The organism is Brevibacillus invocatus, assembly GCF_003710915.1.
In the GTDB taxonomy this organism is placed as follows: domain Bacteria; phylum Bacillota; class Bacilli; order Brevibacillales; family Brevibacillaceae; genus Brevibacillus; species Brevibacillus invocatus.
In genome coordinates this window covers 26888-40955 of sequence record NZ_RHHR01000005.1, presented here as the reverse complement: position 1 = coordinate 40955, position 14068 = coordinate 26888, and the positions used below count along the sequence as shown (strand labels likewise).

Annotated in this window: 14 protein-coding genes and 3 pseudogenes; 6 read left to right on the top strand and 11 right to left on the bottom strand. The window is 43.3% G+C overall.

The features are described 5' to 3' along the window. From EDM52_RS24915 to EDM52_RS02310, 8 genes and pseudogenes are all read right to left on the bottom strand, one after another. A pseudogene (locus EDM52_RS24915) lies at positions 1-283 on the bottom strand (IS5/IS1182 family transposase); the annotation flags it as partial. A 337-nt stretch (positions 284-620) separates the two neighbouring features. Continuing rightward, entirely contained in the window at positions 621-971 is a 351-nt protein-coding gene (locus EDM52_RS02345) for a YunC family protein (RefSeq protein WP_122907406.1), read from the bottom strand. A gap of 144 nt (positions 972-1115) precedes the next feature. Continuing rightward, the gene (locus EDM52_RS02340; RefSeq protein WP_122907405.1) at positions 1116-2633 is read right to left on the bottom strand and encodes a phospholipase D-like domain-containing protein; all 1518 of its coding nucleotides are present in this window, start codon (positions 2631-2633) and stop codon (positions 1116-1118) included. 86 nt (positions 2634-2719) lie between these two features. Then, on the bottom strand, positions 2720-2926 hold the full coding sequence (locus EDM52_RS02335; protein ID WP_023556419.1) for a DUF1657 domain-containing protein: 207 nt from the start codon (positions 2924-2926) through the stop codon (positions 2720-2722). A 487-nt stretch (positions 2927-3413) separates the two neighbouring features. Continuing rightward, a complete protein-coding gene (locus tag EDM52_RS02325; protein WP_023556420.1) occupies positions 3414-3887 on the bottom strand; it encodes a hypothetical protein in 474 nt (157 codons plus the stop codon). 296 nt (positions 3888-4183) lie between these two features. Next, positions 4184-4432, bottom strand: a complete 249-nt coding sequence (locus tag EDM52_RS02320) for a transposase (RefSeq protein ID WP_245996454.1) — start codon at positions 4430-4432, stop codon at positions 4184-4186. 260 nt (positions 4433-4692) lie between these two features. Further along, positions 4693-5010: a hypothetical protein gene (locus EDM52_RS02315; RefSeq protein ID WP_122907403.1), complete on the bottom strand. Its 318-nt coding sequence runs from the start codon at positions 5008-5010 to the stop codon at positions 4693-4695. A gap of 24 nt (positions 5011-5034) precedes the next feature. Next, on the bottom strand, positions 5035-5448 hold the full coding sequence (locus EDM52_RS02310; RefSeq protein ID WP_122907402.1) for a hypothetical protein: 414 nt from the start codon (positions 5446-5448) through the stop codon (positions 5035-5037). 341 nt (positions 5449-5789) lie between these two features. Between EDM52_RS02310 and EDM52_RS02305 the strand changes: the two genes are divergently transcribed. The 3 genes from EDM52_RS02305 to EDM52_RS02295 are packed head-to-tail and all read left to right on the top strand — an operon-like array spanning position 5790 to position 9525. Continuing rightward, on the top strand, positions 5790-6863 hold the full coding sequence (locus EDM52_RS02305; RefSeq protein WP_122907401.1) for a GerAB/ArcD/ProY family transporter: 1074 nt from the start codon (positions 5790-5792) through the stop codon (positions 6861-6863). Between the two features lie 2 nt (positions 6864-6865). Next, a complete protein-coding gene (locus EDM52_RS02300) occupies positions 6866-8392 on the top strand; it encodes a spore germination protein (protein ID WP_122907400.1) in 1527 nt (508 codons plus the stop codon). Then, a complete protein-coding gene (locus EDM52_RS02295) occupies positions 8389-9525 on the top strand; it encodes a Ger(x)C family spore germination protein (protein WP_122907399.1) in 1137 nt (378 codons plus the stop codon). The genes EDM52_RS02300 and EDM52_RS02295 overlap by 4 nt, the downstream gene beginning before the upstream one ends. 360 nt (positions 9526-9885) lie before the next feature. Here EDM52_RS02295 and EDM52_RS02290 read toward each other — a convergent pair. Continuing rightward, a pseudogene (locus EDM52_RS02290) lies at positions 9886-10242 on the bottom strand (SLOG family protein); the annotation flags it as partial. Between the two features lie 320 nt (positions 10243-10562). Here EDM52_RS02290 and EDM52_RS02285 point away from each other — a divergent pair. Both EDM52_RS02285 and EDM52_RS02280 read left to right on the top strand, forming a co-directional pair. Next, positions 10563-10901: a DUF4367 domain-containing protein gene (locus tag EDM52_RS02285; RefSeq protein WP_122907398.1), complete on the top strand. Its 339-nt coding sequence runs from the start codon at positions 10563-10565 to the stop codon at positions 10899-10901. A 122-nt stretch (positions 10902-11023) separates the two neighbouring features. Further along, positions 11024-11931 (top strand): annotated as a pseudogene (locus tag EDM52_RS02280) (Mu transposase domain-containing protein); the annotation flags it as partial. Between the two features lie 604 nt (positions 11932-12535). Here EDM52_RS02280 and EDM52_RS02275 read toward each other — a convergent pair. Next, positions 12536-12961: a hypothetical protein gene (locus EDM52_RS02275; protein ID WP_245996451.1), complete on the bottom strand. Its 426-nt coding sequence runs from the start codon at positions 12959-12961 to the stop codon at positions 12536-12538. Further along, positions 12933-13433: a zinc ribbon domain-containing protein gene (locus EDM52_RS02270; RefSeq protein WP_183184774.1), complete on the bottom strand. Its 501-nt coding sequence runs from the start codon at positions 13431-13433 to the stop codon at positions 12933-12935. The genes EDM52_RS02275 and EDM52_RS02270 overlap by 29 nt, the downstream gene beginning before the upstream one ends. A 343-nt stretch (positions 13434-13776) precedes the next feature. Here EDM52_RS02270 and EDM52_RS02265 point away from each other — a divergent pair, with 343 nt between their 5' ends. Then, the gene (locus tag EDM52_RS02265) at positions 13777-14025 is read left to right on the top strand and encodes a hypothetical protein (protein WP_122907409.1); all 249 of its coding nucleotides are present in this window, start codon (positions 13777-13779) and stop codon (positions 14023-14025) included. Positions 14026-14068: the final 43 nt, after the last annotated feature.

The window sequence follows — 14068 nt, the reverse complement described above, 5'->3', positions numbered from 1 at the left end:
CGGAAACCAGAAAACCGCATTCCAATCGAAAGATAAAGTCATGTTTAAGCCGTTTCCGTAAATCTTTCACGGTTGGAATCCGTTCTACGATTCGAGCGACCAAAGAATACAGCATAGCAACATAATTCAACTCAGTAGGAGCTCCATAGATCGACTTTTTGGAGATAACACAAAGAATCGGATCGATGTCAAGGGTGGAAAAAATCGCTCCAAATCGTTTGGGAGGTTCTAAATCGAATAATTCTTGTATATCAAACAGGCTTCCTTGTCTTATAATGGACATTGGGAGTCACCTCCAGTTCTCATAAGTTTTGGTTGCACTTAACTTATTAGAGATTTGGGGAGGTACTCCTTTTTCTATGCTCAAAAAACCTTGAGCCCGTAGGGCTCTAATTTATGAAATTGATTCAATCAACTAAAATTGGAGATTTTGATCAACAAAATATTCCCTTCTGTAATCATTAATAATCCCTTGTTCTAATCTAGAAATTTCCCTGGTGAATATCAGTTACTTTCGTTCTTCTTTCGTTATTAGTCAGGGGAAGGTCTTGATAATCGTATTTTATAGGGTCACTATGAATCATGTTAGACTCCTTATAATAGAATCTATGTCAAAGCCCTTACCAGTGAATACTGTCCCTACTGCGATTACTGTCAGACGTAACCGGAAAGGACGAAGTAACCTCGTTTACCATCTTTAAAAGCGCATCTGCTCCTTTCATCCCAGGGCAAATTCCGCGTAATTCCGCCTCTGTGGTCACCATATCGAGTGGGGCATCCAGCAAATGCTCTATTGTTCGTACCCCGGTTGCACGTCCTGCCACAATGCGGCGATCGTTTAATTTCTCATTTAACAAACGAATATCAAGCGCTCCGCACATGATATATCCGTGATCGGTTGTGATGGCCAGAAGTGTTGTTTTGGGCAGGGCGACCTCGATATTTATAACCTGATGACCTTCAACTTCAATCGTTTCATCATGATCATCTATGATGCAGCTCCTTTTTTTCTAGCCCAAATCCGATATTACTTGTATTCGTTGGAAGCCTTCTCCCCTTTCGCCATATACATGTGTAAATTGGACTTCGATTCAATTCCATGTAATTTTTGAGATTTATAACAAAGGAGATAACAAACGCGCTGCTTGATCAAGCATGCGCTCGGAAGAAGTACGATGCATATGATCTTCCAAACGATATGGAGTAGCCTCGGCGAGATCCCGTTCGAATTGTTCCGTAAGCTCCCGGGCCACATCAGAATGATACATCACTGCACACACTTCGTAGTTTAAACGGTAACTACGGAGATCGTAGTTGGAAGAACCCACTTCGGCAATCTCGCCATCGATAATCATGACTTTGGCGTGCAATACCCCTTTGTTGTACTGAAACACATTGATCCCTGCTTCCACGAGTTCGCCATAATACGTACGGCTTGCAGCTCCTGCAACTTTAGGAATCACTTGGCGCGGCACCAGTAATCTCACTCGAACGCCACGCGCCGCGGCTGTTTTGATGGCCATCATGATATCCGCATCGGGTATAAAATAAGGGTTGGTCACGTCGATGGTTCGGGTCGCCTGAGTCAGGCAGATGAAATGCATTTCCCGAATGATCGGAGTAGACAGCCCGGGATTGCCTTCGAATATCTGTATATAGACGTTATGCGAATCCTTGGACGGGGAAGCTTTTCCCATGTGGGTGCCTTCCATCGTTCCCAGCTCCGATCCCCATTCCCATCCGTATCCGGATCGTTCTGTTTTGCCGGTTGGAAATGGATGAATGGCTTTATCGTCTGACAGTTGAGCCGATTCAGGGATCAATTTTGCCTTTCTCGTTGAATGGAGCATGTCCGGTGACGCCATTTTCCAGTGAGCCTCAAAAACGGCTTTCACATCATCCGCTGTTTCGCCGGTTAACCGCATATGAGTGTCGCGCCAAAAACCGACATCCGGCTTCATTCCGGTATACTCGTCCCCAACGTTAATTCCTCCCATGAAGGCTTCCTTACCGTCGACGATGACGATCTTGCAATGATCCCGGTATGTCAAGTTGGATAATACCCAGGGGAATCGCAAGGGAAAGATGGTCCTGCATTCAATGCCTGCTTCTATCATCCGGCGAATCACATGTTTGGGAAACGACCGGCTTCCCCAGCCATCCCTAATAAAACGAATGTTTACACCGAATAGAGCCCGTTCAATCAGCACATCTGTGATACGTTTACCGATATGGTCATTCCGGTATATGTAATATTCCAGATCGATTGACTTTTGTGCGGCCTGTATTGATTGAAGGAGTTTTCCGTAGGTTTCCATCCCGTTCGTGAGGATTTGGACGTAACCGGTACGAAGGCCACTGACAGACAAAGGTTGCAAAGCCCGAGCGATAACAAATGCGGAGTGACCATATTCTGGGGGTAATGATATCGGGCTATTGTGCGAAGAAACGAGCTTGTCCCTCCGCATTTTCACAGGATTCGTGACGAACAGGTAACAAACGAATCCGATAATCGGTAATACTAGTCCGACTGATATCCAAGTCAACGCTTTGGCGGGGCGGCGCACCTCCCGAACCGCAATGATGATCAATAGTGCCGTATTTACCAGCCATAATCCTGCTATCCATGCCAAGAAAATCAGCCTCCCAATCCTGTTGTCTACGAGGGAATAAAGATAAAGGTGGCAGCCATGCCGAGAAAAGATCGGCATGGCCTTTTTTAGAACCCTTTATACTGCGGTTCTTCCTGTTCAATTTGTTGTATCCGTGGAGTGACCTGGTCAATGATGTTTTGTGTCTGTTGCGCTGCATTTGTGAACGTGGTTTTGGCCTGCTGGTTTTGTGTATTTAACGCAAACTGTTCAAAGCTGGCCTGCGCGCTTTTTAATGAAGCTACAGCTGTTTTCACTTGAGAAGCTACCGTCATGTTGGTCACCTCCTGAAATGGCATCCTTATTTAATATGTCAACCCGTCAGAATATTAATGATGGTAAAATTTGGTGATTGGCTATTGTCAGGGGTTAGAGTCCTTCTGAAAAGACTTACCGCAATCTATGCCCTTCTTGGCAATGTTTGAAGCCAGCAAATACAGCCCAACATAGATAGGAAAAGAATAGGTATGTTTCCAGTGAACGGGGTGGTATAAATCCCGGATAGGAGAAACTGTCCCGTAGCTCTCTTATCCCGAAATCCGATCCAAAATAGCCAGGGGCATATCGATAAACCTACTCCAAACCACCATTGCCACGTAAACAGTACGTGAGTGCGCCAAATGTCAGTCATGTTGCGGTGTGCTTCTACAATCAATTGATAGGCTTGTTCGATTGCATGATGAATCTGATTTTCGTCCACTGATATGCCACCCCTTTCCGTTATCCGCTTACCGATTATTTTTCATCCGATATGTGCCTGTTTTATATACGCGAGTTTCCATACAGTATATTCGACGTTACAAATACGCCGACCGGCGGCAGCGAAGTTGAAGGCGGTTGCGGTGGGATATAGCCGCTATACCCCGCCAAGCTTATATCAGTTGTCGCTACCCAGGTTCCATATTCGCCCGCCTGTAAAGAAGAGGGTAGCATCCGCAGACGTCCGGTGAGAACCAAATGCCGAAGTTGAATCTTGACATCGTCATAGATGGTTAATTGGCCGGAGTAGGCGGCGTAGGGGGAATGAAACATGATCTGCTGCGTGCTTTCATTCCAACTTCCTTCAATCGGAATCGGCGTTCCGCGAAATTGGATGGTGCCTTGAATTTGCTGGTCCTGCAAAACACGCATCACTAGTTTGCCCCACACAACCGGTCTTCCGGCGACAGATGCATGAACTCCCCATATGGAAAAGGGAGGTAAACTCTTTGTACTTGTTTGAGCCGCAACGGACATGATTCATCACTCCTCAAAGTTAGATCACGTCATTATATGCGTCCTCGGAAAAAATGCCAGTCACTGGGCAAGAATTCTTTGCAGATAACCGAACATGATCAAGTAAAAATGCAGACAGGTTTCGAACAAAATTGTTTCAACCCATCCCAGTTGCCCCAGATGCAATTTTTACATCGATTTCGTTGTCTTGGGGCAGAGGTAGTCCAGTTTTTAATGCTTGTACTGAATGTTGGTAACAGGCAGGCATCCGCCTTTCCAAATTTATGCAAACAGCATTTAAGTTGTCCAGAAACGAATCACTCCCAGTTGTTGCAGAAGTCCTCATATACTTGCTCTACGCCACAGTCGGATAGCATGTGCCTGGCCAAAAAGTCATACCAGAATGCACAGGATGACGTGGTATTGCCCCAAATCTCTTGCATCCGAACGCGAAAAATCGCATTCACCACTTCGGATATCGCATTTCGAAGATTGTCCTTGTGAATGAATTTCCTACGAACGTACAGCAAGTCCTTGTAACTCTCTCCATGCTCACCGGCACTCACACGTTTCAAGCCGGTATTGTCCCAAGGCCATAAAGTGATAGGATGAGTCGCTTTTGAAGAATGTCCCGGCCTAACGCTTCGCGTACAGCAATTTTTCTGTAAATCCCACGCGGAGATCGGTCTCTTTGAAAATGTCCAAGAGGCTCGTCAAAGGCCAGCGCCGAAGTATTTCTGATTTTATCGGCGATAGGCTGATCGGCTCTGATCCAACCGTTACCCTTCTCTGTGATCCTGACATTAGGTTTTTCTGGAGTCCGGCATCAAGCTTTTCTAATCCATCTTTCATGGCCTGCTTCAATGTTGCAATGAATGCTTCCGATCAGCGGTTGCTTTAGAGCCTTATAATTTTCTTCCCGCCGTTCTTCGAAGTCTGTTGGCAGGTCATGATCCGGGTTCCGGTACCGGTTCGCTCCGGCAACCCATATTTCCGTGCAACGAAGCTTTTCCCGTAAAGCTTGCAGGACGCTTATCTCATAATTCATCCGATTAATTCGCTCTTGGCCTTTCTCGTCCTTCTCTACAATGATTTCTTTATTAACAGTCAGGATTATACCATCTATCGGGATTTCTTCAGACATTGGCAAATAATGATAGCCAGTATCTTAAAATTTCTTTACCAGCTCCAATGCACGAATCACTGGCCGATGCACTTCATTGTTTGATCGGAATTCCAGGATTCCTAATATTTCGGGAACCAAACGGCGGTAGTGACTCCCATAGGAAGCCCGAATAATGACACCTGGTTTACCCGGATCCGCCTTTAGCTCATGAAATGAAAGAAGTACCTTGTCGCTGCTTGGGCCGTCCTGGTGTTCATTCAGAAATGCAATACGATCTACGAGTGAATCCAACTTGGACAAAGATGCCGTAGGCAACTTTTCCAGTGTGTCCTGGAAAAATTGTTCCTCAATTGTACGGATTGCGGTTCTGATAAGTCGCTCAATGCGATCAGGCGTAGGCGGTACAACTTTCATCTCCCGAAATCGCCAGTAGTATTGAATGACTGCTTTGGGCACTTCGAATTTATGGAAGGGGAATCGCGCAACCGAGTCTCCCCTGACTTATTGCCGATTTGCTGCATTAACTCTTCCAGTTCCCAATTTCGCTTCACTTGATCCTCTCCGAGTAAAGTTCTTAAAATGGTCAGAATCGGAATTTTAATCAAAAAATTTAGTATACCGATGCATACTTAATTAGACAATATGGGAGTGATTGCTGTGAAGTTCTATGTTCCGAATCAAAGACGGAACTTTCTCGAAAGGAAGTTCTGAAGTGAGAAATTTGGGATAAAGATGATGAAGATGGGAAAAGTAAAGGTACTGCTTCCATTTAGTGTTTTACAGGGTAAGGTGAGTTGATGCCGAAAATTTCAGTTTTACAGTCATACATGATCATAATACTTTCTGTCGGTTTACTGAACCACGTCATCATCATACCGTTACTGCTCGGTGCATCAGGGCGAGATGCCTGGTTTGTAGTACTTCTTGTGTTAATCGCTTCGCCAATTTGGGTTGGCATTTTAAGCTATATTCTAAATAACATGAACGGAATGCATGTTAGGGATTGGTTAAAGCAACATTTCGGAAGATTTCTCTCGGCAACCTTGATTGTCCTATACAGTGTACTTGTATGGTTTATGGGGCTCATTTCCTTTAAGGACACTATAACATGGACAATTGCAACTTATATGCCTCAATCTCCATTGCTTGTTCTCGCAGGAACAACGCTTGTCGGATGTATCTTCGCGGCATTTCAAGGGATTCGCACCATTGCGATTTTAAGCGGGATATTGTTACCTTTTGTTGTTATTCTAGGTGACCTAGTCATGGCTGCAAACTTTCAGTTTAAAGACTACACCATGCTTTTTCCGTTACTCGAAAATGGGACACCTCCACTTTGGAAAGGTATTCCCTACGCAGCTGGGGGATTGTTGGAGTTGATGGTGCTGATCTTGTTTCAGCACAAGTTAACAAAGAGGCCGAGCTTCAAAAGCTTAATGCTTATTTGCATCATATTATCTGGGCTAACACTCGGCCCTTTGATGGGCTCAATTGCCATGTACGGCCCTGATGAAGCGGCACACCAACGATACCCCGCTTACGAACAATGGAGAATGGTTCGACTGGGCGAGTATGTGGAGCATGTTGATTTTTTCTCGATTTACCAATGGTTATCCGGTATGTACATTCGAGTTTCGCTTTCGCTGTTTCTCTTAAGCGAATTGTGGAAATTGCAAAAGTATAAGTGGTTGCCTATGATTCTGGGCGCTTTACTCATGTTTGTTGTTACATTATTGCCAATCAGCGATATGCTTTTTCAAGATCTGCTCAGCCGATATTACTTCCCTTCGTTTTGTGTCTTTACCCTTGGGGTCATGCTCGTATACGTCGCGCGAATATTTATTTCAACATGGGGTAAAAGGAGCAGGTGAAGATGATAAATCTTTTCAAGAATAAATGGATAAGAGAAACAAAATCGTCGACACAACAAGGGGCGCCTGATACACAACCGCTTAATGAACAAACACTTCTTCAACGTTTCCAGATGTGTCGTGATGTTAAGCATCATGTCTATAAATTAGTAGCTGGCGACGAACAATCAAGGATCGTTTTACTGTATTGCGATGGGTTATGTGACAACCAACAACTCATTCAGGATGTGGTGCTTCCTCACTTGACTCGGTTTTACGAAAATCACGGTTTTCAAAAGAATCAGGAAGTTCTTGAGTCGTGTCAATTACAGCTTGAGATCATTTCTTTCGAGGAGTGGGAGCAAAAATCCGAAACGGACATTTTTGAGGGAAAACTGCTTTTGTTTATTCCGACACTAACCGCTTTGTTCTCCCTCGACATATCAAAAAAACCGGCACGCCAGCCCGAAGAATCCAATATCGAAGTCTCTATTCGCGGGCCGAAAGACGGTTTTGTTGAGGAACTCGGTGTCAATGTTGCGTTAATTCGGAAACGAATCAAGTCAACAAGCATGGTATACGAAACGAAAACAGTAGGTGTCCGGACAAAAACAACCATTGCAATTCTCTATATGCAAGACATTGTTGATCCGAAAATCGTCCAAGATATCAAGACTAAATTGGATCGCCTTCACATTGACGGAGCATTCAGCGCCACTCAACTGGAAGAGTTTATGGAACCGACCAAAGCTTTGTTTCCGTTGATGGGCTATACGGGAAGACCAGACTTTACCGTTAACTGCATGATGAATGGACGTGTAGCGCTGATTGTGGATGGTACACCGGCTGCATTGATCGCACCAGCAAATTTGTACCTGCTCCTGAAAACGCCAGAGGACATCCACTTTACTGCTTTATCGGCTACGTTTGGACAATCGCTTCGTTTGCTCGGATTGTCCGTATCACTCATGCTGCCCGGTTTTTGGGTTGCCATTCTTTCGTTTCATCAGGATCAGTTGCCCTATTACCTTCTTGCAACAATTGGCATCAACCGATTAGGCATTCCTCTTGGCGTGGCAGAGGAAATGTTTCTCGCGCTCATCTTTTTGGAAATATTGCGGGAGGCCGGTATTCGGTTGCCTTCAGCGGTAGGATCTACAGTTACGGTAGTGGGAGGGCTCATATTAGGGGATGCGGCCATACGCGCAGGATTTTTATCCCCTAGCATTGTTGTCATAGGAGCACTTACGCAAGTGTTCGGTTCGACTTTATCCAACCAGTCACTGGCTGGGACAATGAGCATTTTGCGCTTCTTCATGTTCGCTTTGTCTGCCATCTTGGGGATCTATGGTTTTTTACTTGCTTTGTTTATCGTGACAACTCATTTAGCCTCTTTGCGTTCATGCGGTTTGCCTTACCTGGCACCGGTTTCGCCTCTATATGAAGACTTCGCCAATGCCTTGTTCCGATTACCATGGAGATGGCGGAAAACTCGGCCAGACATGCTAAATACTCAAGATTCTACAAGCCAAGGGGATAAGCAGAAATGAACGCATACAAATTTACCGCAGTTCTTCTGCTTCCCTTCCTTCTCACCGGATGTTGGAGCAAATACGAAGTGCAAAACGTGAATTATGCAACGGCTGTTGGAATTGACTATGCGGAAGGTCAATACATCATTTATGCGCAGTTGCTCGATTTCTCGACAGTGGCAAAACTGGAAGGACAACAGAAAGCGGAACAGCCTCCGGTCTGGATCGGTAGAGGAAAAGGTATCTCATTTACAGAAGCAGCGAATGATTTATACAGCACTTCGCAACAAAGGTTAAACTGGGGACAAATCTCTGCAATCTTGTTTAGCGAAAGGTTATTGAAGGAACGAAAAGTCGGTGAAGTGTTGGAACTGATCGACCGATATCGTGAGATAAGGTACTTAGCTTGGGTGTTCAGTACGCGCGATCCCCTTGACGAGGTCTTAATTGCGACTCCATTTTTCAGATTATCGCCAATAGCATCGATTCTACATAACCCCGAACAGAATTATCGGCAGCGTTCTATCCTCGCTCCGACCCGCCTGCAAAAATTTGTAATGGATTCAAACGAAAAGGCGAGGACAAGCTATATACCAGAATTATCTATTCGAAAGGATCAATGGAAGGAAAATCAAAAACCGCATGAGCTGCTTAGATATTCTGGCATACAAATATACGATACGGACAACTATTACACACGCATGAGCCTCAAAGAAATAAAAGGATTGCCATGGCTGAATAAACACACAATCAGGATGTCCATTGACTTGTTTTCCGATAACAAGCTTGTTGCAGTTCTCGTCGCAGAAAAACCCGAATATGACGTCAAACCAAGGGTTAAATATGACAAAGCATATTTCGATATTTCCGTTAAGGTGAAGGCCGGAGTAAACGAGCTACATGCAGACATTACGGAGCAAGAACTCACGCAACTGGCTCAAAAAGAAATTGAACATCAAATTAGGCAGACCTATCAAACCGCGTTTGAAAAGAAAATAGATATTTATAATCTAGGGGAATCTCTTTTTCGCAGGAACCCATATGAATGGAAGCGGATTGCATCTGGGACTGTACTAAACAAAGATTCCTTACGAACGATCAACGTTAATGTACAAATCGTATACGCTGGCAGGTATAAACTTTCACCTTGATATTTGGTTGTGATTTACTTTGTGGGTGGTATCAGCTTCGCTGGTACTGCCCTAGTCAGACTTTGTGCTATTTGTCAAACATGATCCACGTTCTTCCACTCCTTGGCATTTGTAGGTTGAAGTCATAGATTCTTAAATGTGTATGCGCATTTGTTTTATCTCAGTGCTACCTCTCGTCCACTTGTTCTTACTAGAAAACGCGAATTATATTGTAAAGAATAAGTTTAATGTACGTCTTCTACAATTATTCAGTTACTTCTCTTTGCCTATACGCTTGTCCATTCTCCTTCTAATCCCTTTAAATCTAGACAGAAAAGCACACTCACATGAAGTGGCTTGTGCCTTGAAAGTTTTCTTTGTTTATAAATAGTCATTGTACAATTCTTGCTGCTGTTCCTCTGCAATGGTCTGTAAGTCATATGCGTTTATTCGAATTAACCGATAATCGTCAATATCCGCTTTTTTTTGCGGCGAGCTTACTTAAAAATTTCGGGGTGCCTTCGTTTTCTTCATCGTAAACTAACAAGATACCGTCTGAATTGGATAGCAAGAATTTGTCTTTCTCTCCAAGCTGCCAAACTCCCTGGTAAGGTGTTTGATAGACACTATTGATATAGTCGGCTTGCATCAGAATATTTCGGTAGTAATCCTGGGTCTCTTCTTTCCACTTTTCCTCTTGATTCAAAAAACTGCCAGTTTTAGATGTGGATACTCCTTCAGTATCGTTGTTCGTCCTTGATTGCCATATTAATGAATACGACCCTGCCTCATGATACCCTAGATTGTAAATAGTCATGGTGTTAACTTCACCAATAGTTTTACTCCACACTATGTCTCCATGGGTATCATACAATTTCCATATTGTACCAGCACTTTGACCGCTATGAATTCCCTGTTGAAAAAGATGCAGTGATATATAACCTTCTTCATACAAATCAATATTGACCTGATCAAGATCTCCAACCTTTAATAATAGTAAAAATAAAATTCCCGTGCCTTAGTAAAACTACTATTACTTTACAACTAGGGGTGAATTCATGAGGATCATATCGTTTTTTTTTCTAAGTCAATGTATCTTTTTAAGCTCAATTGCAACAGTGATACATGCAGAAACCATCCAGTTAATGATGTCTCTAAATCAGAAAAAAGCTTTATTTAAGGAACTAGATTCATCCCAAAAGAGGCATGACAATACTGAACTTGTTCAAATAAATAACTGTGAAGGACATTTCGAAGCTTGGGTTGGTACCAGAAATGGTGTGAAAGATATTAGTGGTGGGTATTTACATTGGATTCACAAAGGCACTTATGTTGAAATGGTAAGTTCTAGACTGTCTAAAGAAGAAATGATTAAAATTGCAAAATCTCTAAAATAGTACACCCGAAAAGAATAATGGTATTTCCAGTTATTACATACGCTTGCGGTGTTTATGGCAGACTAAAAATGTAGGTTATGGCAGTTAATTTTTGCAGACCTGTAGGGGCTGCATAAATTAAAAAAACTGTACAAACAAGGCGAGCTAAAGTAATGGATCCGGTTAAATCAATCGTTGATCAATGGCTACTTGAAGATTTGGGAAAGAAAAAGAAATTCAGAAGAACCGCAAAGCGAATCTATACTCTTCTCGTTTCAGAACATGGATTCCAGGGTTCTGACCGTACAGTTCGTGCCTATGTGGCGAAAAGGAAAACTGTCTTATTGGACGAGAGCAATGACACTGCCCTACCATTAGAGGCGAAGGCCGGAACAGCTCAGGTGGATTTCGGAGAAGCTCCATTTAAGCATCGGGGAAAAGAGATTATCTTGCCCTTCCTCGTTCTCTCATTCCCTTACAGCAATTCATTCCTGTTTCAAGTCTTCCCTTCCCAAAACCGGGAATGCTTTCTACAGGGACTGACGAACATGTTCACCTTTCTTGAAGGCGTGCCGCATACAATCCGTTTCGATAACCTGTCACCTGCGGTGAAGAAGGTAATAACCATCTATTGCCGGAAATCCATTATGAAGACCTTGAATTGGAGCTTGGAGGATCGGAACCGTTGCCATTATGAAAAGGATACCTTGATTGCCGAACTCTATCTGGAAGACAAGGAGCGTCTCCTCCAACTGCCTGGCAAATCGTATGAATGTGTACGGTTCGAGCAGGTCAAAGCTGATAAATACGGAATCGTCCGTATTGACCAAAAACAATATTCTACTTCACCACGCTTTGCAGGACAAGCAGTACTAGCGAAGATCTCATTCGATACAATCTCGCTTCTAAACGAGGAGAATGACGTGATCGTAAACCATCCTAGACTATATGGAGAGACAAAGAGATCTATGGACTGGCAACCTTATCTGACCTTGATGGCAAAGAGGCCAACCGCTTTGAAATACAGTTCTTCTATGATCAGTTGCCAGAGATTTGATTGTTTTCAATCGTGATAGTTTTCGCCATAAGGCTTCACTGATGAATCAATGATACCCTGGTTGGCAAGTGTACATTTTTAATTGCCAAACGGTACATTTTGTACTTGCCAAATACATTTGCGGATTATATTAGCGGCACTGGTACTACCCCTACATCTCCGAACCGAGTTCCAGGAAAAGCTTACAAAAGCAAATGAAGGAACCACTGCTAAACTTCAAGTCTTTGTGGACGGATCGAACACATCAGAAAGAAACATGAAGAAGAAGTAAAGAAGCAGGAAAAAGAATACGAGCAGCAGATCGAGGAATTGAACAAGTAAATAATAAGCCGGGTCCTTAGCAGATACCGGCATTTTTTCGGTCGAATAGTTCTTAGCGTATATTTTCGTTAAAATGTTGACGGGACCCCGTATACAAAAATTGCTTGGCTTGGAGCCTCTTCAAAATTTCATCGGAGAACTCTTCAAATGAGTTTGCAATCACCTCTTGATAACTCATACCGTTGTGATATTTAAAGATTTGTCCCGAGATGCCGTTTCTCCCTGGATCTAACTCTGCATAATCTCCATTTAAAGCAAGGAGCCGTGTCTCTACAGCTCAGGCGTTGATAAAATGAAATTCATATTTCCCAAATCGATTTCGGAGATTTTCGTTGTGCGGTATCCACTCCGAATCACTCCAAATAGACATTCCTACGTATTCCGACAGCTTATCTACGGCTTTTTCCGGACTCATAATCCTTATGAAATCATCCAGTTCCTCCGTTCGGATATCCAACGCTTCTCTCAAGTAGTCATCATGAAGACGTTCCTCTTGGAGTCCATATTCATCCCTCGTCCACTGTTCACAAAAGATTCTTTCGGCTTGAATATCTCCATTCTCGAAAATCGACAACTCGAATATTTCCTCATTGATATATCCGGAAATTGTTCCTAGAGACAGGAAAAAACCCGCCAATAGATTCACTGGCGGGCAGGGAAATTTACGAGCTTTCCTACTGGCGTGAAGCTCCGCATTTTCCACAAAATCGGTCGTTCTGACCAAATGGCTCCTGACATTTCGAGCAAGTAAAATCGGCATTTTCCGTAGCAGCTCGTTCGGCTACGATGTCGATCGTGACCACCTGTGTAAACTCATGGCCACACTCCGAACAATATTTGACCTCCAATTGATTCAATCTACCGCACTTGTTGCAGCTTTTTTGGTGATTCAACTCGAGGATTTTTTTGTTCAATGCAGTGATTTCCTGTTGCCTGAAGCGAATTTCCTGGCAGAGCTGAACAATGCTCACGTTTGTCTTTTGATCTAACTCTGGTTCTGATCCAATTTCATCTGAAGTTGACTGGTATACCGCTTGACCAATCCTTTTGTAGCGGTCTTGAATTTCTGCTTCTAACGATTGAATATTCAATCGGAATTTATTGACTTCGACCAATGATTTCGCTTTTGAGCCGGCATCGGAAACGCCCTTTTTCATCTTGTCAAAAAAACTCATACAAGGTATCCTCCATTTCATTGAAGTGATGAATCTACAATAAATTACTCTCAACCCCATCCATGTATTCTGTTTTGTGCACATGTACTGGCTTCATTTTCTGATGGACTTTGTCCTTTGGGTGAGATGCTATCTATACGCACATTATTCATTGCGAACCCCCTCCTTCTTATTGGGCGACCGTACAAGCGAACCTAGTTTAAAAGGCATACAGTATTTCTAGCGTCTGCGTCAAGGAGGAAGTGAGGTTCCTTCTGCTCGTTTGCATCAAACAGGGAAAGGAGGAACATCCTTGAGAAAACAATCGCTCATCGCGAATCAGGAGCGGTTCACACCTGAATTCATGCAATGGCTAAAAGAGAACAAAGTCTCCCGACGACAATTGAAAAGAGATCCAGCTTCATTGGAACATTTGCATCAGGAATGGAAAAAAACGAGGAGAAAAAATAGACCGAGAAAACCTTCTTTACTTCAGTTGATACCCAATCTAAGCAACATGGATTTGGGTACGGTGGTGGGGAACGTGCAAATCGCCAAAGAAATTTTTAAAACCTATCGCGTACTGCAAGGAGCAAGTATTTTTAAAAAATAGAACACGGCATGACGTACCGGGAGAGTGAAAGCTCTCCCTTTTG